The organism is Winslowiella iniecta (assembly GCF_001267535.1).
Classification (GTDB): Bacteria; Pseudomonadota; Gammaproteobacteria; order Enterobacterales; family Enterobacteriaceae; genus Erwinia; species Erwinia iniecta.
In genome coordinates, this window is record NZ_JRXE01000012.1 from 64,449 (window position 1) to 85,444 (window position 20,996).

The following is a 20,996-nucleotide window of genomic DNA, read 5'->3' on the forward strand; positions in this document are numbered from 1 at the left end:
TGCGATAAGACGATAATGGCGTGGAGACTAAGGATACTCTTTGGATAGCCTGTTAAAACTTCCTGTGTCGAGTGGGGACAACATCAGGATTTTACAAATAACGGATACCCACCTTTTCGCAGGTAAAAATGAAACGCTGCTGGGTGTGAATACCTGGGCAAGTTATGACGCGGTGCTGGACGCCATCGAGGCGGAAGGGCGTCATTACGATTTGATCGTCGCGACAGGCGATCTGGCTCAGGATCATACGGTCGAGGCCTATCAGCATTTCGCTGAGGGTATTGCTCGTCTGCCGGTTCCTTGCGTCTGGTTACCGGGTAATCATGATTTTCAGCCGGCGATGTTTAACACCCTCGCCGAAGCGGATATCGCCGATGCCAAGCATGTGTTGCTGGGCGAAAGCTGGCAGGTGGTGCTGCTCGACAGTCAGGTATTTGGCGTGCCGCACGGTATGCTGAGCGACTATCAGGTTGAGTGGCTGGAGAACACGCTGGCGCAGCAGCCGCAGCGACATACGCTGGTATTATTGCATCACCATCCGCTGCCTTCGGGTTGTAACTGGCTTGATCAACACAGTTTACGCAATCCTCACGCGCTGGATGCGGTGCTGCAGCATTATCCACTGGCTAAAACGCTGCTCTGTGGCCATATCCATCAGGAACTGGATCTCGACTGGAACGGGCGACGTATTCTTGCGACGCCATCGACCTGCGTCCAGTTCAAACCACACTGCACCAATTTCACTATCGATTCCGTCGCGCCGGGCTGGCGCTGGTTAGATCTGTTTGCCGATGGTCGGGTAGCCACTCAGGTAGAGCGCCTGCAAACGCAGGATTTTAGCCCCGATCTCGACTCAGAAGGGTACTAAGCTATGGCGACGTTACTCTATCTGCATGGATTTAACAGCTCGCCGCAATCGGCGAAGGCGACGCAATTCCAGCGCTGGCTGGCTGAGCATGCGCCGGAGATTGAGATGCTGGTACCTCAGTTACCCGCTTTTCCCGATCATGCCGCCACACTGCTGGAAAGTCTGGTGATGGAGCGTGCCGGTGAACCGCTGGGCGTCGTCGGTTCCTCTTTAGGGGGGTATTACGCGACCTGGTTATCGCAATGCTTTATGTTGCCAGCGGTGGTGGTAAACCCCGCAGTACGGCCTTTTGAGCTGTTGGCCGACTATCTGGGTCACAACGAGAACCCATACACCGGCCAACATTATGTGTTAGAGTCTTGCCACATTCACGATCTGAAAGTCATGCAGATTGACCCGCTGGAGTCGCCCGATCTTATCTGGCTACTGCAACAAACGGGTGATGAAGTGCTCGACTACCGTCAGGCTCTGGACTACTACAGCGCCTGCCGCCAGACGGTAGAGGAGGGCGGAAATCATGCCTTTATCGGATTCGAACGCCATTTCCCGCAGATTCTCGACTTTATTGGCCTGAATCACGCCTGAAGCGATTGTGGGAACATAGCTAACCGTTTTTAAGCCACCAATCAGATTTATACGATGACTCAATCCAGCTACAACGCTGACTCCATTGAGGTACTCAGCGGCCTCGAACCCGTTCGCCGACGTCCGGGAATGTACACCGACACCTCACGCCCAAACCATCTGGGCCAGGAAGTCATAGATAACAGCGTCGATGAAGCGTTAGCGGGCCATGCTAAACGTGTCGAAGTGATTCTGCACGCCGATCAGTCGCTGGAAGTGATCGATGACGGTCGTGGTATGCCGGTGGATATCCACCCGGAAGAGGGCGTGCCGGCGATCGAGCTGATTCTTTGCCGTCTGCATGCCGGTGGTAAATTCTCCAATAAGAACTATCAGTTCTCCGGCGGCCTGCACGGCGTGGGGATTTCGGTGGTCAACGCCCTGTCAAAGCGGGTGGAAGTCACGGTGCGCCGTAATGGCGAAGTGTACGAAATGGCCTTTGAAAATGGCGATAAAGTGCAGGATCTGACGGTAACCGGCAGCGTGGGTAAACGTAATACCGGTACCCGCGTGCACTTCTGGCCGGATGGCTCTTTCTTCGACAGCCCACGTTTCTCCGTTTCGCGCCTGTCGCATGTGCTGAAAGCCAAAGCGGTACTCTGCCCGGGCGTGGAAATCGTCTTTAAAGATAAGGTTAACAACACTGAGCAGCGCTGGCTCTATGAAGATGGTCTGAATGATTATCTCGCCGAGGCGGTTAACGGCTTGATCACGCTGCCGGAAAAACCGTTTATCGGTTCGTTTTCCGGTGATGTTGAGGCGGTTGACTGGGCGCTGCTGTGGCTGCCGGAAGGTGGCGAGCTGTTGACCGAAAGTTACGTCAACCTGATCCCGACCATGCAGGGCGGCACCCATGTTAACGGCCTGCGTCAGGGGTTGCTGGATGCGATGCGTGAGTTTTGCGAATTCCGCAATATTTTGCCGCGCGGCGTGAAGCTGTCGGCGGAAGATATCTGGGATCGCTGCGCTTATGTGCTGTCGGTCAAAATGCAGGACCCGCAGTTTGCCGGCCAGACTAAAGAGCGTCTCTCATCACGTCAGTGCGCCGCTTTTGTTTCCGGTGTGGTCAAAGATGCTTTCAGCCTGTGGCTGAACCAGAATATTCAGATTGCTGAACAACTGGCGGAACTGGCAATCTCCAGCGCCCAGCGTCGTATGCGTGCAGCGAAAAAAGTGGTGCGTAAAAAGCTGACCAGTGGCCCGGCACTGCCTGGTAAACTGGCGGATTGTACCGCGCAGGATCTCAGTCGTACTGAACTGTTCCTGGTGGAAGGGGATTCCGCAGGCGGTTCCGCCAAGCAGGCGCGTGACCGTGAATATCAGGCGATCATGCCGCTGAAAGGTAAGATCCTGAATACCTGGGAAGTCTCTTCCGATGAGGTACTGGCTTCGCAGGAAGTGCATGATATCTCCGTGGCGATCGGTATCGATCCGGACAGCGAAGATCTGACCCAGCTGCGTTACGGTAAAGTTTGCATCCTCGCGGATGCCGACTCCGACGGCCTGCATATTGCCACCCTGTTGTGTGCGCTGTTTGTCCGTCACTTCCGCTCGCTGGTGAAAGGCGGACACGTGTATGTGGCGATGCCGCCGCTGTACCGTATCGACCTCGGAAAAGAGGTCTATTACGCCCTTGATGAAGAGGAAAAGGCCGGTATTCTTGAGCAGCTGAAGCGCAAGAAAGGCAAGCCTGGCGTACAGCGCTTTAAAGGGTTAGGTGAGATGAACCCATTACAGCTGCGTGAAACCACGCTCGATCCGAACACCCGTCGTCTGGTGCAGCTGACCATCGACGATGAGAATATCGCGCAGACCTTAGCGGTGATGGATATGCTGCTGGCCAAGAAGCGTTCGGAAGATCGTCGCAACTGGTTGCAGGAAAAAGGCGACACCGCCGAAATCGAAGTCTGAATCCGGGGCGACCAACAGGTCGCCCTTATTATTTCCGGTCTGCAGGAGGGTCTGTGAAAATCACCCTTGAAGAACTGCGCGCCTGGGTTGTGGTGATCGACACCGGTTCGATTACCGCCGCGGCTGAGCAACTGAATCAAACCAGTTCGGGTATCAGCCGTGCGCTGAGTCGGCTGGAGAATAAGCTACAAACTACGTTATTGCACCGCACTACGCGTCGGCTGGCATTAACCGAAGAAGGGCAGATTTTTCTTGAGTATGCGCGGCAAATTTTGTCTTCGGTTGAAACGGCCGAAGAGCAAATTGCTCAGCGGCGCGAAATCCCTTCCGGGCGGTTGCGCATTAATGCCGCCACGCCGTTTATGCTGCAGGTGATTGTGCCGCTGGTGGCCGAATTTAGCGCGCGCTATCCATTGATCCAGCTGGAACTGAACACCGATGACGTGGTAATCGATCTGCTTGAGCAGCAGACTGATATCGCCATTCGTATTGGCGAGCTGCGCGATTCCACCATCCATGCCCGCGCGTTAGGCAGCAGTAAGTTGCGCCTGCTGGCCAGCCCGGCGTATCTGGAAAAGTACGGTAAACCTGAAAGCGTCGCCGATCTGGCTAATCACCGGCTGATCGGTTTTACCCAGCCGGATAAGCATAATCTCTGGCCGCTGTGGGGCAGCGAAGGGGAACTGTTACACATCAAGCCGGATGTGTCGGCCTCAAGCGGTGAAACCATTCGTCAGCTGGCGGTATATGGCGAGGGCATTGCGCGGATGTCTGATTTTCTCAGTCGGCAGGATCGTGAAAATGGCCGGCTGGTGCCGGTACTGGAAGAGCTGACGCGCGAGATGCATCATCCGATCCATGCGGTTTATTACCGGAATACCACGTTGTCGACGCGCATTACCTGCTTCCTCGATTTCCTGAGCGAGCAGATTGCCACGAAACCGCTGTTGTAGCAGGGCGGAGCCAGGCTCCGCCCACAGCAAATTACTTCGCCGCTTCCAGCACAAAAATCTTCACATCAACCACATCATCTTTGATGTTGGCGCGATGGGCTTCCATATGCGGCATTTGCTGATGCTGCTCCAGATGGCGCAGCGAATCCCAGTGTTCCAGCATAAAAATAGAATCCGGTGAATGCTGTTTCCACGGTACCTGGGCTTTCAGGTCGAGCAGCGGCTGATAGCTGCCACAGCCTTCTTCCTCTAATACCGTTGGCGTTAAACGCTCAATTGCCGCCAAAACATCATTGCGACGGCCCGGTTTGACACAAATTTCAGCAATCACGGTCAGCATGCTTAATCCTTCATTTATTCAGGAGTGTTAAGTTAAGCAAAGATTTTGCCGAGGTGCTCACGATAGCGCTCAATATCACGTGGAATATCCGGCTGTTTAATCACATCGTTACAGATAAAGGTCGGTAAGCCTTCCATGCCGAGGAACTGATTGGCTTTGTGGAAGTGCAGATACAGGCCATCAACGCCAACACCTTCAAAGAACTGCTCAGGGTCGGTAAAGGCTTCCAGTGGTGCGTTCCAGGTTAGCGACAGCATATAGGTTTTGCCCTGAATCAGGCCGCCGGAACCGTATTTTTTCGCCGCATCAGAGCGGGTGCGACCATCGCTGGCGTACAGTTTGCCGTGGCCTTCGGTGAACACTTCATCAATATACTTTTTCAGAATCCAGGGTTCGCCCATCCACCAGCCTGGCATCTGGTAGATCACCGTGTCGGCTGCGAGGTATTTCTCGATTTCTGTCGCCACGTCATAGCCATCATCGACCATGGTCACTTCAACGTCGTGGCCGTTATCACGCAGGAAGCTGGCAGCCACTTCGGTCAGGGTATGGTTCAGCTCGCCTTTGGAATGGGCAAACTGTTTGCCGGCATCAATAATAAAAATTTTGCTCATGTTTTCTCGTCTCCGGTTCATGAAATTGGCGCCAGTGTACGCGCGCGTGCTTCAGAGAAAAATGTGCTGTTGATCACAACACTTTTGCTTCAGCAGCAATAATCGCCACGGCTGGAGTAATGTCTTAGCCCTGATAATAAAAATGGAATGACAGCAATGAATAAACTATGGGCGGTAGCATTAATGATGGTGGCAGGCAGCGCCAGCGCGCAGTCGCATCTGGATCGCGTGATGCAGAGCAAAACGCTGAACGTCTGTACCACCGGTGATTACAAACCCTATACCTTTCTGCGCAGCGATGGCGGTTACGAAGGGATTGATATTTCGATGGCCGAATCACTGGCGAAAAGCCTTGGTGCAAAGGTTAACTGGGTGCCAACCAGCTGGAAAATGCTGATGCCGGACTTTCTGGCGAAGCAGTGTGATATCGCGCTGGGTGGCGTTTCGGTCACGCTAAAACGCCAGCAGACCGCCTGGTTTGCCAATCCGCTGGGTACTGACGGTAAAATTCCGCTGGTGCGCTGTGCCGATAAAGCTAAATACCAGACCATAGAGCAGCTTAATCAGCCACAAGTGCGGCTGGTTGAACCCGCAGGCGGCACCAATGAAGCCTTTGTTCACAGCCACTTACCGCAAGCGAACCTGACGCTGTTCCACGATAACGTCACCATTTTCCAGCAGCTGGTGGATAACAAAGCGGATGTGATGATAACCGATGCGTCAGAAGCGCTGTATCAGCAGAAACGTTACCCGCAGTTGTGCGCGGTCAATGCGGATAAGCCGATGCAGTATGGCGAGAAAGCCTATATGTTGCCGCGCGATGATATCAGCTGGAAGCTGTACGTCGACCAGTGGCTGCATCTCAGTACCGCTACCGGCGAGTATCAGCAGATTGTCGGCCAGTGGTTAGCGACAGAGTGATCATTGTCCCTGGGCGGCAATAATGCCGCCCAATATCAGATGGGGTGAGTAACGGCGGCGTTTGGCAAGCCTGCTGACTATTGTGCCTCTGGCTCGCGCTTCTCTGTGACAGAACATCACCAGATAAGGTACTATCCTCGCCAAACAGACCGCTGTGTGGCGTGTCGAAGTCAGTAATAATTGCGCCACGATGTGAGGAAAAGAGATCAATGAGTGATTTGACGCAGGATGGTGCAGAGCGTCTTGCCCTGCATACGTTTACAGAGAATGCGTACCTCAACTACTCCATGTACGTCATCATGGACAGGGCGCTGCCGTATATTGGCGATGGCCTGAAGCCGGTTCAGCGCCGCATTGTCTATGCCATGTCGGAACTGGGGCTGAACGCCAGCGCCAAATTTAAAAAATCTGCCCGTACCGTCGGTGACGTACTGGGTAAATACCATCCGCATGGCGACAGCGCCTGCTACGAAGCGATGGTGTTGATGGCGCAGCCGTTCTCCTATCGCTATCCGCTGGTAGATGGGCAGGGAAACTGGGGTGCGCCGGATGATCCAAAATCCTTTGCGGCGATGCGTTATACCGAATCGCGCCTGTCGAAATATGCCGAAGTGCTGCTGGGTGAGCTGGGTCAGGGTACGGTGGATTATGTGCCGAACTTTGACGGCACCATGCAGGAGCCGAAAATGCTGCCTGCGCGTCTGCCGAATATTCTGCTGAACGGCACCACCGGGATTGCGGTGGGCATGGCGACGGATATCCCGCCGCACAACCTGCGTGAAGTCGCAAAAGCTGCCATCACCCTGATTGACAGCCCGAAAACCACCCTCGATGAACTGCTGGATATCGTGCAGGGGCCGGATTACCCGACCGAAGCCGAGATCATTACGCCGCGCGATGAGATCCGGAAGATCTATCAAAATGGCCGTGGTTCAGTGCGTATGCGTGCGGTGTGGAAAAAAGAAGAGGGCGATGTGGTGATCACCGCGCTGCCACACCAGGTTTCCGGTGCGCGCGTACTGGAGCAGATCGCTGCACAGATGCGCAATAAAAAGCTGCCGATGGTAGAAGATCTGCGCGATGAATCGGATCACGAAAACCCGACGCGTCTGGTGATTGTGCCACGCTCCAATCGGGTGGATATGGATCAGGTGATGAATCACCTGTTTGCCACCACCGATCTGGAAAAAAGCTATCGCGTTAACCTGAATATGATTGGCCTCGATAACCGTCCGGCGGTGAAAAACCTGCTGGAGATTATCAGCGAGTGGCTGGTCTTCCGTCGTGACACGGTGCGCCGTCGTCTGAATTACCGTCTCGAAAAAGTGCTGAAACGCCTGCATATCCTTGAGGGTTTGCTGATTGCGTTTCTGAATATCGATGAAGTGATTGAGATCATCCGTACGGAGGATGAGCCAAAACCGGCACTGATGTCGCGCTTTGGCATCAGCGAAACGCAGGCAGAAGCGATTCTCGAATTAAAACTGCGTCATCTCGCCAAACTGGAAGAGATGAAAATTCGCGGTGAGCAGGACGAACTGGCGAAAGAGCGCGATCACTTGCAGTCGATCCTGGCGTCTGAGCGCAAAATGAATACCCTGCTGAAGAAAGAGTTGCAGGCTGACAGCGATGCCTACGGTGATGACCGCCGTTCTCCGCTGCGCGAGCGCGAAGAAGCTAAAGCGATCAGTGAACATGAGCTGGTGCCGTCTGAACCAGTGACGATTGTGCTGTCGCAGTCTGGCTGGGTGCGCAGCGCCAAAGGCCATGATATCGACCCGTCAGGTCTGAGCTATAAAGCGGGCGACAGCTATCGTGCCGCCGCACGCGGCAAGAGTAATCAGCCAGTGGTGTTTATCGACTCCACCGGACGCAGCTATGCGCTCGACCCCACCACGCTGCCGTCGGCACGTGGTCAGGGCGAGCCGCTGACCGGCAAGCTGACGCCACCGCCAGGCGCGGTGGTTGAGCAGGTGCTGATGGAGGCCGACGAGCAGAAACTGTTGATGGCGTCCGATGCCGGTTATGGCTTTGTCTGCACCTTTAGCGATCTGGTTTCACGTAACCGTGCCGGTAAGGCGCTGCTGTCGCTGCCAGAAAATGCCAAAGTGATGACGCCGATGGCGATTCACAGCAACGACGATATGCTGCTGGCGATTACCGCTGCGGGCCGCATGTTGCTGTTCCCGGTTGGCGATCTGCCACAGCTGTCGAAAGGTAAGGGCAATAAGATTATCTCGATTCCGTCGGCGCAGGCTGCATCGGGCGAAGATAAACTGGCGTGGTTGCTGCTGTTAGCGCCACAGAGTGCTATTACCCTGCACGTTGGCAAACGCAAACTGACGCTGCGCGCTGAAGAGTTACAGAAATTCCGTGCTGAACGTGGCCGTCGCGGCACGCTGTTGCCGCGCGGCTTACAACGCATCGATCGTGTGGATGTTGATGCCCCGGCGCGTCCGCCAGCGGCCGATAGCGAAGAGTAACGATCAAACATTTTCACCATAGCGCCCCTTCCGCCGTTTAAGGCGGAAGGTTAGGATGGAGGCGCTGTCGACGCTACCGCGAAGACGAAGCGTTTCCCTCCCTAATCCTCCCCCATCTTATGGGGGAGGGGGCATTTGGCACCGAGATGCTTAGCTCGGAAGCAATAACGAGGTTGTGATGCTGTTAATTTTACGGGTTATTTTTGTCGTCATTTATTCTATTCTGGTTTGTGTTTTTGGCTGTATTTATTGTCTGTTTTCGCCGCGAAATCCCCGTCATGTTGCGACCTTTGGTCATCTGTTTGGGCGTCTTTCGCGGGTGTTTGGTGTTAAAGTCGAACAGCGTAAACCTGCTGAAGCGGCAAATTATGGCAATGCCATTTATATTGCTAACCATCAGAATAATTACGATATGATCACCGCCGCAAACATTGTGCAGCCGACCACCGTCACTATCGGTAAAAAAAGTCTGCTGTGGATTCCGTTTTTTGGTCAGCTCTACTGGCTTACCGGTAACCTGCTGATCGATCGTGATAACCGCGCAAAAGCACATGGCACTATTGGTGAAATGATCGAACAATTTCAGAAGAAAAGAATCTCTTTCTGGATGTTCCCGGAAGGCACCCGCAGCCGTGGTCGCGGTTTACTGCCGTTTAAAACCGGTGCGTTTCACGCCGCGGTTACCGCTGGCGTGCCGATCATTCCGATTGTGGTGTCGACCACGCACAACAAAATTAAACTGAACCGCTGGAAAAACGGTTTAGTGATTGTCGAAATGCTGCCGCCGGTGGATGTGAAGCAGTTCGAAGGGCAGTCGGTGCGCAAGCTGGCAACGCATTGCCGTGAGCTGATGGCTGCTAAGCTTGAGCAGCTGGATGCGGAAGTGGCGGAACGTGAAGCCAGTAACCGGGTTTAATCAATAATATCGGGGCGGCAGCTATGCCGCTCCGCGTAATATAAGCAGTAACGCAGCACTCTCTCACATCATAATAAAATGGAAAGCGGCCAGTCCCCTTTAGCCGCGCTCACGGGTACGGAGTTTTTATGTCCTTCAGTCGACGTCAATTTATTCAGGCATCGGGCCTCGCCCTGTGTGGGAGCGCACTGCCTTTTAGTGCTCACGCCGCAGGAACCGGAACCGCATTACCGGTTCCGCCGTTGCTGGAATCTCGTCGTGGTCAGCCGCTGTTTCTGACGCTGCAACGCAGCCATTGGTCGTTTAGCGGCGATAAAAACAGAGTGCCGGTATGGGGCATTAATGGCGGCTATCTGGGGCCGACGGTGCGTGTCTGGAGTGGCGATGACGTCAAACTGATCTACAGCAACCGCCTTAATGAGCCGGTGTCGATGACGGTCAGCGGCTTGCAAGTGCCGGGCGCCTTGATGGGGGGAGCGCCGCGTATGATGTCGCCGGGTGTCGACTGGTCACCGGTAGTACCGATTCGTCAGGCGGCCGCCACCTGCTGGTATCACGCCAATACGCCTAACCGCATGGCACCTCACGTCTATAACGGACTGGCGGGCATGTGGCTGGTGGAAGATGACATCAGCAAGTCGTTACCGATTCCAAATCATTATGGCGTCGATGATTTTCCGGTGATTATTCAGGATAAGCGTCTGGATAACTTCGGCGCACCGCAATATGATCCGCCGTCCAGCGGTGGCTTTGTGGGCGATACACTGGTGGTTAACGGGGTGCAAAATCCTTATGTCGAGGTGTCGCGCGGCTGGGTGCGACTGCGGCTGCTGAATGCGTCCAACTCACGCCGCTACCAGCTGGCGATGAGTGATAACCGTCCATTTAATGTGATTTCCAGCGATCAGGGCTTTTTGCCTGCGCCGGTAGCGGTTCAACAGCTGTCACTGGCACCCGGTGAGCGGCGTGAAGTGCTGGTTGATATGTCGCAGGGCAAAGATGTCTCGATTACTGCTGGCGTGGCGGCAGGGGTGATGGACCGCCTGCGCGGCTTTTTCGAGCCTTCCAGCATTTTAACCTCCACGGTGGTACTGAACCTGCGTCCTACCGGGCTGTTGCCGTTGGTCACCGATAACTTACCGATGCGTCTGGTGGCCGACCAGATTATTGATGGTCTGCCGAGTCGCACCCGCGAGTTCCGTCTTGGTGATACTCTACCGGGGATTAATGGGTCGCTGTGGGATATGACGCGTATCGATACGCAGGCGCAGCAGGGCAGTTACGAGCGCTGGATTATCCATTCGGATACGCCGCAAGCCTTCCATATCGAAGGCGTGATGTTCCTGATAAAAAGCGTGAACGGTGCGCAACCGATGGGTGAAGATCGCGGCTGGAAAGATACCGTATGGGTGGATGGCGATGTGGAGCTGCTGGTGCTGTTTACTCAGCCGTCCTCGCAACACTTCCCGTTTGTCTATCACAGCCAGATGCTGGAGATGGCCGATCGCGGCTCGGCCGGGCAACTGCTGGTGCAGCCGGTAATGTAACCCTGCACCGTAAACGAACGGGCGGCCTGTGCGCCGCCCGTCAGAACGCTAAATTTAGTTCAGTTCGTCAGGGTTCGGGCCTAAACGGTTACCCTGATCCAGTTTGGCAATTTCCGTGATCTCCGGTTTTTCCAGACGGAAATCAAACACCTTAAAGTTTTCTTCAATACGTGCCGGCGTGACGGATTTAGGAATCACCACCAGTCCGCTATCAAGGTGCCAGCGAATCACAATCTGCGCGGCAGTTTTGCCATATTTCTTCGCCAGATTTTTAATCACTTCCTGATCGAACACCCCTTTACCACCTTGTGCCAGTGGACTCCAGGATTCAGTCTGGATCTGATGCAAAGCATTCCAGGCGTGCAGTTCACGCTGTTGCAGCATCGGGTGCAGCTCGATCTGATTGACCACTGGCGTGACGCCAGTTTCATCAATCAGGCGTTTCAGGTGCGGCTGGTTGAAGTTGCAGACGCCAATGCTTTTGGTCAGCCCCTGTTTTTGCAGCTCAATCATTGCCCGCCAGGCCTCGACATAATTGTCTTTTTCCGGACACGGCCAGTGCATCAGATAGAGATCGACACTCTCCAGCTGCAGTTTTTTCAGACTGGTTTCAATCGCTTGACCGGCATTGAGCTGATCGTCATTCCACAGTTTAGTGGTAATAAAGATATCGTCGCGCGCCACATCAGTATCCTGTAACGCCTGACCGATACCTTCTTCATTCTTGTAGATAGCGGCGGTATCAATGGAACGATAGCCGACCTCCAGCGCTTTCAGTGCGGCATTGCGCGCCTCTTCAATGCTGGCCTGCCACACGCCAAGTCCGAGTTGCGGCATCATATTGCCATCGCGCAGCTTAATAATCGGTTGATCTACCATAACGTCTCCTTTCTGGCGAGTTAACCGATGCCAGCGGCACCGGTTTTAACATTAGAGTCTAGTCAAAAAATGGCATTAATGATTAACGCGCGTCTTCGTAAATCTGGCGGCTCACCTCAAGAGTGATGTCCTGATGCTCGCCCAACTGAGTCAGACCTTTCTCTTCCAGCTTCACCAACAGTGCCGGAATGGAACTGCCATCCAGCTGATAATCCTGCATGCGGGTCGGGATGCCCATCGCTTCGAAGAACTCGCGCGTGGCGGTAATCGCCAGGTCGATGCGCTGCTCTTCGTCGCCTTCATTAAAGCCCCAGACGCGGTCGGCATATTGCAGCAGCTTGCCGCGTTTCTGCTCGCGCTTAATGTTCATCAGTGATGGCAACACGATAGCCAGCGTCTGCGCGTGGTCGATGCCGTGCATCGCGGTCAGTTCGTGGCCGAGCATATGGGTTGCCCAGTCCTGCGGTACACCGGCACCAATCAGGCCATTCAGCGCCATGGTAGCGCTCCACATCACATTGGCACGGACCGCGTAGTTTTCCGGCTCTTTCAGCGCTTTCGGGCCTTCTTCAATCAGCGTCAGCAACAGGCCTTCGGCAAAGCGATCCTGCACTTTGGCCTCTACCGGATAAGTCAGGTACTGCTCAATGGTATGGACAAAAGCATCGACCACGCCGTTAGCAATCTGGCGTTCAGGCAGGGTATAGGTGTAAACCGGATCCAGCACGGCAAACAGTGGCTGGACAAATGGCGATCTGAACGCCTGCTTGTCGCCGGTGGCGCGACGGGTAATCACTGCACCGTTGTTGGATTCGGAACCGGTCGCGGGCAGGGTCAGCACGGAACCCATCGGCAGCGCCTGTTTAATGTCGGCACCCTGGGTTTGCAGGATGTTCCACGGTTCTTCACCATAGAACGCCGCGGCGGCAATAAATTTGGTGCCATCCAGTACTGAACCGCCGCCGACCGCCAACAGAAAATCGATTTTTTGCGCTTTGACGACTTCTACCGCTTTCATCAGCGTTTCATAAGACGGGTTTGGCTCAATGCCACCAAACTCCTGTACGTCGAAATCTTTCAGCGCGCTGTAGACCTGATCCATCACGCCGGTTTTTTTTACGCTGCCACCGCCGAAGGTGATCAGCACTTTGCTGCCGACAGGAATCTCATTGCTTAAATGTGCAATCTGGCCTTCACCGAAAAGAATGCGGGTTGGTGTATGGAGAGTAAAGTTATTCATCGTTATTGACCTTTTTTGTGAGTTATCTGCGGTAACGTGCTAACTATTGTCGGGATTCGCAGGTCATCTCTCAATGCTCATTTCTGCCTGAATCTTGCCTGTTTCTACAAGTCACTGGAGAATTGCGCAGTGAGCAGGCACTATCTGCATATTGACGATTAACCGAGAAAGTGATGATGGATCGTGACGCGATTTGCCGCCGACTGGCGCAGCAGGTGGTGGCTTTAATGACCGAAAACAGAGCCTCACTGGCCTCAGTGCCGGATATCAAACTGATTTATGCCAATGCTCCCTGTGCGCGTACGCCGGTGATGTATAAGCCGGGGATCATTATCCTGTTTCAGGGACATAAGACCGGTTATCTTGGCACCAGCGTGTTTCATTATGATGCCAGCCAGTATCTGATGCTGACGGTGCCGCTGCCGTTTGAGTGCGAGACTTTTGCCACCGCCGACGCGCCGCTGGCGGGGATTTCACTCAGTGTCGACAGCCTGACGTTGCAGGATTTACTGATGGATATCGGCGATGACGACGGTTTTCAGCCGCAGCCGCAAACGCGCGGCATTCAGTCGTCGCTGCTGACCGAAGAGATGCTATGCGCCTGCGAACGCCTGCTGGATGTGATGTCCAGCCCACGCGATGCGCGCGTGCTCGGGCGGCAGATTGTGCGCGAGATTCTCTATCATGTGCTGGTGGGGCCGTGCGGCGGCGCACTGATGGCGCTGGTCAGTCGTCAGACGCAGTTCAGTCAGATTGTCCGCGCCCTGCGCCGTATTGAACATCATTACACCGAGAGCCTCAGTGTCGATCTGCTGGCGGCCGAGGTGAATATGAGCGTGTCGGCGTTCCACCATAACTTTAAGGCGGTCACCAGTACTTCACCGTTGCAGTATCTGAAAAGCTATCGGCTGCATCAGGCGCGGATGATGATGCTGCATGACGGTCTGAAGGCCAGCGCGGCGGCAATGAAAGTGGGCTACGAAAGCGCCTCCCAGTTCTCACGCGAGTTTAAGCGTTTTTTTGGCGTGACGCCGGGAGAGGAAATCTCAAGAATGCGCGCCTCCTGAGGAGGCGTTGGCAAACGGCCTGAAGAGATCAGGCGCGCTGTTTTTTAAGTTTATGCTTCCAGATCATCACAATGCTGCCGACCAGACCGATAAACAGCAGGGCAACCGGCAGGATGATCAGAATTGCCATCACCTGGTCTTCATGGCGTTTAATAAACGGCACCTGACTGATGCCATAGCCGAAAGCCACCACAATGGTGACCCACAGCAGGCCGCTCAGCCAGTTAAAAAACTGAAAGCGACCGTTTTTCAGGCCAGAAATACCGGCCATGGTTGGCAGCAGCGTGCGCACAAAGGCGAGGAAGCGACCCACCAGCAGTGCCAGTAATCCATGACGATTAAACATATGCCAGGCGCGCTGATGATATTGCGCCGGCAGATGCATCAGCCAGCTTTTCACCAGTTGAGTATTTCCCAGCCAGCGCCCCTGCAAATAACTTAACCAGCAGCCTAAACTGGCGGCGGTGGTCAGGATGACCATGGTCGGCACAAAGTCCATTACCCCTTTCGCCACCATGGCCCCGGCCAGCAGCAGCAGGCTGTCGCCGGGTAAAAATGAGGCAGGTAACAAACCATTTTCAAGAAACAGGGTAATAAACATCACCCCATAAACAATCCACACCACATCCGGATTGGCCAGCGCGGCAAAATCCTGATGCCATAGCGCCTGTACAATCTCATGTAAAACACCCATGTTATATCCTGTTAACGGCGACGACACTGCTAAGTGTAAACGCAAAGGCAAGCGGCATCTTGATCTATGGCGCGAAGATGCCGGATGGTTGAAGCTTGATTAAGGTTTCCCGCGCCTGATTATTGTTATTAACTGATGCGTTTAAATCCGGCGGCGAGATCGTCGAGCAGATCGTCGACGTTTTCCAGTCCAATATGTAAGCGTACCAGTGTACCGCTAAAGTCCACACCCGCGACAGGGCGAATTTCTGCCAGCTCTTCCGGCTGATTCGCCAGAATCAGCGATTCATAACCTCCCCACGAGTAGGCCATGCTGAAATGCTCGAAAGGGTCGAGATAGTCTGCCAGCTGCTGCGGGCTTAACTTCTGCTTCAGCACAAATGAAAACAGCCCGCTGCTGCCGGTAAAATCACGCTTCCAGAACAGATGGCCTTTGCATTGCGGCAGTGCCGGATGATTCACCACCGCAACTTCCGGGCGTTCCGCCAGCCAGTTGGCGATGCGGATGCTGCTCTCTTCATGTTGACGCAGGCGCACTGCCAGAGTCCGTAAACCGCGGCTGGCCATATAGGCGGTATCAGCATCGACCATCTGACCCATCAGATAGGAGTTTTCCCGCAGCTGTGCCCAGCAGCGTTCATTCGCCACTGCGGTGCCAATCATCGCATCTGAGTGACCAATCAAATATTTGGTGCCGGCCTGAATTGAGATATCGACGCCGAAATCGAGCGCACGAAACAGTATTCCGGCTGCCCAGGTATTATCCAGCATGATAATCGCCTCGGGCGCTTTGCTGCGTACTGCGGCAACAATTGCCGGGACATCCTGCACTTCCATGGTGATCGAGCCAGGCGACTCAAGAAACACCACTTTGGTATTGGGCTGCACCAGTTCGGCGATTTCTGTACCGATACTGTGATCAAACCAGGTGGTCGTGACATTCATTTTGCTGAGGATTTTGGTGCAGAAGTCCTGCGTCGGTTCATACACCGAGCCGCTCATCAGCACATTATCACCTGCCGCGACAAACGCCAGAATAGCGTTAGCCACCGCGGCGGCACCACAAGGATAGAGCGCACAGCCTGCCCCACCTTCCAGCTCGGTCATCGCTTCCTGTAGCGAGAAGTGTGTCAGCGTACCGCGTCGGCCATAGAACAATTCGCCACTGGCACGCCCGGCGGTAGCACGCTTTTTATCCGCTACGGTATCGAAAACCAGTGAAGAGGCGCGCTGAATTACGCTGTTAACTGAACCCTGAGTGAATTTTTTAGCCCGACCGGCAGCGATCAAGGCGGTTTCAATTTTCTTCTTCGTCATACCAAAGACGTCCTGCTAACCTCATAAGATAAATAACAACTTAACATGATTAGCCGCGCTGGTTTATACCGAATACAGATAATCAGTGTGTGCCCGGGCAAGACGCCCGGGCCACCTTTTATTCTCCCATCACGCCTGCCAGTCGCGGCAGCCACAGTGAGATAGCCGGAATATAGGTGATCAGCATCAGCACAAAAAACAGCGCGCCATAAAACGGCAGCATGGCGCGCACCACCTGTTCTATCTTCTGCTTGCTCACCGCACTGGCAACAAACAGCACTGAACCTACCGGCGGCGTAATCAGGCCGATGCCGAGGTTAACCATCATAATCATGCCGAAATGAACCGGATCGATGCCGAGCGCATTGGTCACCGGCAGCAGCACCGGGGTGAGAATCAGAATGATCGGTGCCATATCCATCAGCGTGCCGATTAACAACAGCATGATATTGATGCACATCAGAATGACATACTTGTTGTCGGAGATGCCGGTGAAGAAACTGGTGATGCGATCCGGTAACTGCATCCAGGTCATCACCGCGCCAAACGAGGCGGCGAAACCGATCAGGATCATCACAATAGTGACGGTTTTTACCGTGCGGCACATTAGCTTCGGCAGCTCGCTCCATTTGTAGTCACGATAGATAAACATGGTGACGAAAAACGCCCAGAGACAGGCAATCGATGCCGACTCGGTGGCGGTAAAGACCCCGGTAAGAATCCCGCCCAGGATAATCACCACCGTCATCAATCCCCACAGCGCATCCAGCAGTATTTTCAGCGCCTGCTTAAACGGCACGCGCTCGCCTTTCGGATAGGAACGCTTATGGGCGAAGGCGATACACATCACCATCAGGGTAAGACCGAGCAGCAGTCCGGGCAGTACCCCGGCGATAAACAGCGCGGCAATCGACACCGTACCGCCCGCCGCCAGCGAATAGATCACCGAGTTATGGCTGGGCGGAATCAGAATCGCCTGCACCGAACCACTGGCGGTCACCGCGGCGGCATAGTCGCGCGGGTAGCCCTTTTTATCCATCTCCGGGATCATTACCGAACCGATCGAGGCGGTATCCGCCACTGACGACCCGGAAATGGCACCAAAAAAGGTCGAGGCGACGATGTTCACCAGCGATAAGCCGCCGCGAATAAAACCGACAAACACATAGGCGAAATTGACCAGCCGCCGGGCGATACCACCCTCGGCCATAATTGCCCCGGCGAGAATAAAGAACGGGATCGCCAGCAGCGAAAACTTATTCACCCCGTTAGTCATTTGAATCATCAGCGCTTCCAGTGGCAGATCGATCCACCAGGCACCGACCAGTGCGCTCAATCCCACCGCGTAAGCAACCGGCATACCCACCGCCAGCAGCACGCCCAACGTCAACAGCAATACGAATGCGTCCATGATGACCTCTCAGGTGCTACCCATAGTGACAACCGGGCGGTTTTCTTGCGAACCAAATGCCAGCCGTTCCAGCACAAACATCAGCGTCAGCGCCGCGCCAATCGGCACCGGCAGATAGCTGTGCCCGGCGCTTATCAGCGGAAATTCGGCGATGGGTTGGTTCCACAGTTGTATGCAGAGCTGGGTGCTGTACCAGAGAATAAAGCTGCAAATCACCAGCATCAGCAGATCGGCAATGCGGGCGGCCAGCAGGCGTAAGCCTTCCGGTAACCGGTCGGTCAGCATCGAAACCGCGATATGCGAGCCGGCGCGGTAGCTGACCGCCGCACCGACAAAGGTGAAGGTCACCATGCACATAATCGCCAGTGGTTCCGGCCATGTGGAGCCATCATTCATTACGTAGCGCATAAAGATGGCGAACGGCACGACCAGCGTCATCACCAGCAGTGCGACGCCGGAGATCACCATTCCTGCCAGATAGAGCCAGTCCATCAGGTTATGACATTTTTTCGTCATGGTCGGCTCCCGATTATTGAACGTCGGCAATGGCCTGCATCAGTTGCTGATGCTGAGCGGCATATTTATCGCGAATCGGTTTGGTGGCTTCTATATAGGCCGTTTTGTCGATGTCATGAAACTTGACGCCGCCGGCTTTCATCTTATCGATCGACTGCTGGTTGTAGGTGGCCCACAACTGGCGCTGCTCAGCCTGCGCTTCCTTCGCCAGTTTGGTCACCAGCTGCTGGTCCTCTTTGCTGAGTTTGTCCCATTTCGCTTTCGAGTAGAGGAACAGCTCAGGAATAATAAAGTGACCGCTGAGGGTGTAATTTTTCACTACCGGCAGATAGTTATGGGCGACAAATGTCGGCGGATTATTCTCGGTGCCATCAATCACCCCGGTCTGCATGCCGCTGAACACTTCGCTGACGCCCATTGGCACCGCGTTGGCACCCATCGCTTTCAGCGTATCAATCGCCACCGGGCTACCCTGCACACGAATTTTCATGCCGCGCAGATCTTCCGGTTTCAGTACTGGCTGCTTGGTAATCAGGTTACGCGTGCCGCCATCCATCCAGCCGAGAAACACCAGCCGGGAGTTGGCGCTGTTGGTAATTTTATCGCCGATCTCCTGGCCAATTTTGCCGTCCAGCACCTGATGCATATGGTCTTCATCCCGGAATACATAGGGCAGGGTAAAGACTTCGATTTCCGGCAGGATGGCCGCTACCGGTGCCATCGACACGCGGATCATATCGATAGCACCCAGTTGGGCCTGCTCGATCATCTGTTTTTCATCGCCCATCACGCCGCTGGGAAACACTTTAATTTCCAGCCGATCGTCGGTTGCCGCCGCCAGTTTTTCCCCCATATGTTCCACGGCGACCACGTTCGGATAGCCTTTCGGGTGGACATCGGCGGCACGGATGGTGGCGGCTTGCACAGATGTGACTGCGGCACCAAACAAACACATGCTGAGTAAAGTTCGGGTTAGATTCATCTCAGGCTCCAGAGGTCAGGTCATTGTTAGAATAATGTGGCTAAAACGTAGCCTGAAAATTGACCAGCGGCGGTGAAGCGACTCACAGTTTCGTAATATTTTGAAATGTCATTCACTGTTTAATAAAACATCATTTCAAAAATGTGATGTGGGTTGGATGTCGCACGATAGTCGCGCGACGGCGCGCGGAATCAGCAATGGCAAAATGTAAATAGTAATGAGAACCACTATCAATTCAGCGCTAATTTGATATGATCTGCGCTTGATTTCCGAATGTTGTTTATTGAGGTTGGAGATACAGCGTGGTGACCAGTAATTTGATGCAAACAGATCTCTCTGTTTGGGGCATGTATGCACATGCTGACATCGTAGTAAAAGTGGTAATGATTGGACTGCTGTGTGCATCCGTCGTCACCTGGGCAATCTTCTTCAGTAAGAGTGTTGAACTGCTGTCAGCAAAACGCCGACTGAAGCGCGAGCAGCAAGCGCTGGCAACGGTTCGTTCATTAAACGAAGCGACAGAAACCTGCAAAAATTTCACCGCGGGCAGCCTCAGTACCCAGTTGCTTAATGAAGCGCGCAATGAGCTGGAGCTTTCTGCCGGTTCCGACGATAACGACGGTATCAAAGAGCGCACCGGTTTCCGTCTGGAACGCCGTGTCGCCGCCTTCAGCCGCCATGCCGGTCGTGGCAACGGCTTCCTGGCGACCATCGGTGCGATTGCGCCGTTTGTCGGTTTGTTCGGTACCGTTTGGGGCATCATGAACAGCTTTATCGGCATTGCCAAAACACAAACCACCAACCTGGCGGTGGTCGCACCGGGTATCGCCGAAGCCCTGTTGGCAACCGCAATCGGTCTGGTTGCGGCGATTCCTGCGGTGGTTATCTATAACGTGTTTGCACGTATGATTGCCAACTACAAAGCCTCGCTGGGCGACGTGGCGGCACAAGTGTTGCTGTTGCAAAGCCGCGATCTCGACCTGGCGAACAGCGCCGATGCGCACCGTACGGCGGCAGCCCATAAGCTGCGGTTAGGTTAAATATTATGGCGATGCGATTAAACGAAGATCTCGACAACAACGGTGAAATGCATGAAATCAACGTCACGCCGTTTATCGACGTGATGCTGGTGCTGCTGATCATCTTTATGGTTGCCGCGCCGCTGGCGACAGTGGATGTCCGCGTTAATCTGCCTGCGTCAACCAGTTCTCCGCAACCGCGTCCGGAAAAACCGGTCTACCTGTCGATTAAAGCCGACAAGCAGTTGTTTATTGGCAACGAAGCCGTAAACACTGAGAACCTGGTCAATGTGCTTAATGCGCAGACTGAAGGGAAGAAAGATACCACTATCTTCTTCCAGGCGGACAAGAGTGTTGATTACGAAACCTTGATGGGCGTAATGGACTCTCTGCGACAGGCTGGCTATCTGAAGATTGGTCTGATGGGTATGGAAAGCGCCGCGAAATAATCTGTCATTTCAGTCGCTGCGTGACGGGAGGCGGTAACGCCTCCCCCTTGCAAGCAGCGGTTATCCCGTAGCGGCGGTGTTCTCGCCGTCCATTCTGAAAATACCTTCCCTGCTGCATCCCGCCACTTCGTAGACCCTCTTTAATCTCCCCCATCACCAGAGCATTCTACTGCATAACTTGCTTTGTTAATTTTTCGTTACCAATCGGTTTGCTTTGTAAACTGGAATGGTGAATGAGATCACATT

The 20,996-nt window shown here is 54.2% G+C and carries 20 protein-coding genes; 11 read left to right on the forward strand and 9 right to left on the reverse strand.

From position 1 onward, the window contains the following. Positions 1 to 40: 40 nt before the first annotated feature. From cpdA to NG42_RS10060, 4 genes are read left to right on the forward strand one after another with little or no spacing between them, the layout of a single operon-like run. Positions 41 to 868: a 3',5'-cyclic-AMP phosphodiesterase gene (gene cpdA / locus NG42_RS10045; RefSeq protein ID WP_052899167.1), complete on the forward strand. Its 828-nt coding sequence runs from the start codon at positions 41 to 43 to the stop codon at positions 866 to 868. A gap of 3 nt (positions 869 to 871) precedes the next feature. Next, a complete protein-coding gene (gene yqiA / locus NG42_RS10050; RefSeq protein ID WP_052899168.1) occupies positions 872 to 1,453 on the forward strand; it encodes an esterase YqiA in 582 nt (193 codons plus the stop codon). Positions 1,454 to 1,507: 54 nt separating this feature from the next. After that, entirely contained in the window at positions 1,508 to 3,403 is a 1,896-nt protein-coding gene (gene parE, locus NG42_RS10055) for a DNA topoisomerase IV subunit B (RefSeq protein ID WP_052899169.1), read from the forward strand. A gap of 53 nt (positions 3,404 to 3,456) precedes the next feature. Continuing rightward, positions 3,457 to 4,356: a LysR family transcriptional regulator gene (locus tag NG42_RS10060; protein ID WP_052899170.1), complete on the forward strand. Its 900-nt coding sequence runs from the start codon at positions 3,457 to 3,459 to the stop codon at positions 4,354 to 4,356. A 31-nt stretch (positions 4,357 to 4,387) separates the two neighbouring features. On the opposite strand, the gene NG42_RS10065 is transcribed toward NG42_RS10060, so the two are convergent. Together NG42_RS10065 and NG42_RS10070 are read right to left on the reverse strand one after the other, a co-directional pair. Further along, entirely contained in the window at positions 4,388 to 4,696 is a 309-nt protein-coding gene (locus tag NG42_RS10065; RefSeq protein WP_052899171.1) for a putative quinol monooxygenase, read from the reverse strand. A 32-nt stretch (positions 4,697 to 4,728) separates the two neighbouring features. Beyond that, a complete protein-coding gene (locus NG42_RS10070) occupies positions 4,729 to 5,310 on the reverse strand; it encodes an NAD(P)H-dependent oxidoreductase (protein ID WP_052899172.1) in 582 nt (193 codons plus the stop codon). A 156-nt stretch (positions 5,311 to 5,466) separates the two neighbouring features. Here NG42_RS10070 and NG42_RS10075 point away from each other — a divergent pair, with 156 nt between their 5' ends. From NG42_RS10075 to ftsP, 4 genes are all read left to right on the forward strand, one after another. Further along, on the forward strand, positions 5,467 to 6,231 hold the full coding sequence (locus NG42_RS10075) for a transporter substrate-binding domain-containing protein (RefSeq protein ID WP_052899173.1): 765 nt from the start codon (positions 5,467 to 5,469) through the stop codon (positions 6,229 to 6,231). A 209-nt stretch (positions 6,232 to 6,440) separates the two neighbouring features. Continuing rightward, the gene (gene parC, locus NG42_RS10080) at positions 6,441 to 8,714 is read left to right on the forward strand and encodes a DNA topoisomerase IV subunit A (RefSeq protein ID WP_052899174.1); all 2,274 of its coding nucleotides are present in this window, start codon (positions 6,441 to 6,443) and stop codon (positions 8,712 to 8,714) included. A gap of 178 nt (positions 8,715 to 8,892) precedes the next feature. Then, the gene (locus NG42_RS10085; RefSeq protein WP_052899175.1) at positions 8,893 to 9,630 is read left to right on the forward strand and encodes a 1-acylglycerol-3-phosphate O-acyltransferase; all 738 of its coding nucleotides are present in this window, start codon (positions 8,893 to 8,895) and stop codon (positions 9,628 to 9,630) included. 128 nt (positions 9,631 to 9,758) lie between these two features. Continuing rightward, positions 9,759 to 11,177 (forward strand): cell division protein FtsP, encoded by a 1,419-nt coding sequence (gene ftsP / locus NG42_RS10090; RefSeq protein WP_052899176.1) that lies wholly within the window; start codon positions 9,759 to 9,761, stop codon positions 11,175 to 11,177. A 54-nt stretch (positions 11,178 to 11,231) separates the two neighbouring features. Here ftsP and dkgA read toward each other — a convergent pair whose 3' ends face one another. Both dkgA and yqhD read right to left on the reverse strand, forming a co-directional pair. Further along, positions 11,232 to 12,056 (reverse strand): 2,5-didehydrogluconate reductase DkgA, encoded by an 825-nt coding sequence (gene dkgA, locus NG42_RS10095; protein WP_052899177.1) that lies wholly within the window; start codon positions 12,054 to 12,056, stop codon positions 11,232 to 11,234. Positions 12,057 to 12,138: 82 nt separating this feature from the next. Beyond that, positions 12,139 to 13,296 (reverse strand): alcohol dehydrogenase, encoded by a 1,158-nt coding sequence (yqhD, locus tag NG42_RS10100; protein WP_052899178.1) that lies wholly within the window; start codon positions 13,294 to 13,296, stop codon positions 12,139 to 12,141. A 176-nt stretch (positions 13,297 to 13,472) separates the two neighbouring features. On the opposite strand from yqhD, the gene NG42_RS10105 reads away from it, so the two are divergent. Next, positions 13,473 to 14,363, forward strand: coding sequence for an AraC family transcriptional regulator (locus NG42_RS10105; protein ID WP_052899179.1), 891 nt, complete (start codon positions 13,473 to 13,475; stop codon positions 14,361 to 14,363). A 28-nt stretch (positions 14,364 to 14,391) separates the two neighbouring features. Here the strand turns inward: NG42_RS10105 and NG42_RS10110 are convergent, their stop codons facing one another. The 5 genes from NG42_RS10110 to NG42_RS10130 all read right to left on the reverse strand — a co-directional run bounded on the left by NG42_RS10110 (position 14,392) and on the right by NG42_RS10130 (position 19,282). Beyond that, positions 14,392 to 15,057, reverse strand: coding sequence for a DedA family protein (locus NG42_RS10110; protein ID WP_052899180.1), 666 nt, complete (start codon positions 15,055 to 15,057; stop codon positions 14,392 to 14,394). A gap of 128 nt (positions 15,058 to 15,185) precedes the next feature. Beyond that, positions 15,186 to 16,373: a cystathionine beta-lyase gene (metC, locus tag NG42_RS10115; protein WP_052899181.1), complete on the reverse strand. Its 1,188-nt coding sequence runs from the start codon at positions 16,371 to 16,373 to the stop codon at positions 15,186 to 15,188. A 118-nt stretch (positions 16,374 to 16,491) separates the two neighbouring features. Further along, positions 16,492 to 17,784, reverse strand: coding sequence for a TRAP transporter large permease (locus NG42_RS10120; RefSeq protein WP_052899182.1), 1,293 nt, complete (start codon positions 17,782 to 17,784; stop codon positions 16,492 to 16,494). Positions 17,785 to 17,793: 9 nt separating this feature from the next. Beyond that, a complete protein-coding gene (locus NG42_RS10125) occupies positions 17,794 to 18,300 on the reverse strand; it encodes a TRAP transporter small permease (protein ID WP_052899183.1) in 507 nt (168 codons plus the stop codon). Positions 18,301 to 18,313: 13 nt separating this feature from the next. After that, complete coding sequence (locus tag NG42_RS10130; RefSeq protein ID WP_052899184.1) at positions 18,314 to 19,282, reverse strand: TRAP transporter substrate-binding protein; 969 nt, start codon at positions 19,280 to 19,282, stop codon at positions 18,314 to 18,316. A 305-nt stretch (positions 19,283 to 19,587) separates the two neighbouring features. Between NG42_RS10130 and exbB the strand changes: the two genes are divergently transcribed. Next, positions 19,588 to 20,322, forward strand: coding sequence for a tol-pal system-associated acyl-CoA thioesterase (gene exbB, locus NG42_RS10135; protein ID WP_052899231.1), 735 nt, complete (start codon positions 19,588 to 19,590; stop codon positions 20,320 to 20,322). A 5-nt stretch (positions 20,323 to 20,327) separates the two neighbouring features. Next, positions 20,328 to 20,750: a TonB system transport protein ExbD gene (gene exbD, locus NG42_RS10140; RefSeq protein ID WP_052899185.1), complete on the forward strand. Its 423-nt coding sequence runs from the start codon at positions 20,328 to 20,330 to the stop codon at positions 20,748 to 20,750. Positions 20,751 to 20,996: the final 246 nt, after the last annotated feature.

What these genes read in the sequence shown, in the direction of transcription:
- yqiA (WP_052899168.1), top strand. Translation starts at nt 872, where the DNA reads ATGGCGACGTTACTCTATCTGCATGGATTTAACAGCTCGCCGCAATCG.
- parE (WP_052899169.1), top strand. Translation starts at nt 1,508, where the DNA reads ATGACTCAATCCAGCTACAACGCTGACTCCATTGAGGTACTCAGCGGC.
- NG42_RS10065 (WP_052899171.1), bottom strand. Translation starts at nt 4,696, where the DNA reads ATGCTGACCGTGATTGCTGAAATTTGTGTCAAACCGGGCCGTCGCAAT.
- NG42_RS10070 (WP_052899172.1), bottom strand. Translation starts at nt 5,310, where the DNA reads ATGAGCAAAATTTTTATTATTGATGCCGGCAAACAGTTTGCCCATTCC.
- NG42_RS10075 (WP_052899173.1), top strand. Translation starts at nt 5,467, where the DNA reads ATGAATAAACTATGGGCGGTAGCATTAATGATGGTGGCAGGCAGCGCC.
- parC (WP_052899174.1), top strand. Translation starts at nt 6,441, where the DNA reads ATGAGTGATTTGACGCAGGATGGTGCAGAGCGTCTTGCCCTGCATACG.
- NG42_RS10085 (WP_052899175.1), top strand. Translation starts at nt 8,893, where the DNA reads ATGCTGTTAATTTTACGGGTTATTTTTGTCGTCATTTATTCTATTCTG.
- ftsP (WP_052899176.1), top strand. Translation starts at nt 9,759, where the DNA reads ATGTCCTTCAGTCGACGTCAATTTATTCAGGCATCGGGCCTCGCCCTG.
- dkgA (WP_052899177.1), bottom strand. Translation starts at nt 12,056, where the DNA reads ATGGTAGATCAACCGATTATTAAGCTGCGCGATGGCAATATGATGCCG.
- yqhD (WP_052899178.1), bottom strand. Translation starts at nt 13,296, where the DNA reads ATGAATAACTTTACTCTCCATACACCAACCCGCATTCTTTTCGGTGAA.
- NG42_RS10105 (WP_052899179.1), top strand. Translation starts at nt 13,473, where the DNA reads ATGGATCGTGACGCGATTTGCCGCCGACTGGCGCAGCAGGTGGTGGCT.
- NG42_RS10110 (WP_052899180.1), bottom strand. Translation starts at nt 15,057, where the DNA reads ATGGGTGTTTTACATGAGATTGTACAGGCGCTATGGCATCAGGATTTT.
- metC (WP_052899181.1), bottom strand. Translation starts at nt 16,373, where the DNA reads ATGACGAAGAAGAAAATTGAAACCGCCTTGATCGCTGCCGGTCGGGCT.
- NG42_RS10120 (WP_052899182.1), bottom strand. Translation starts at nt 17,784, where the DNA reads ATGGACGCATTCGTATTGCTGTTGACGTTGGGCGTGCTGCTGGCGGTG.
- NG42_RS10125 (WP_052899183.1), bottom strand. Translation starts at nt 18,300, where the DNA reads ATGACGAAAAAATGTCATAACCTGATGGACTGGCTCTATCTGGCAGGA.
- NG42_RS10130 (WP_052899184.1), bottom strand. Translation starts at nt 19,282, where the DNA reads ATGAATCTAACCCGAACTTTACTCAGCATGTGTTTGTTTGGTGCCGCA.
- exbD (WP_052899185.1), top strand. Translation starts at nt 20,328, where the DNA reads ATGGCGATGCGATTAAACGAAGATCTCGACAACAACGGTGAAATGCAT.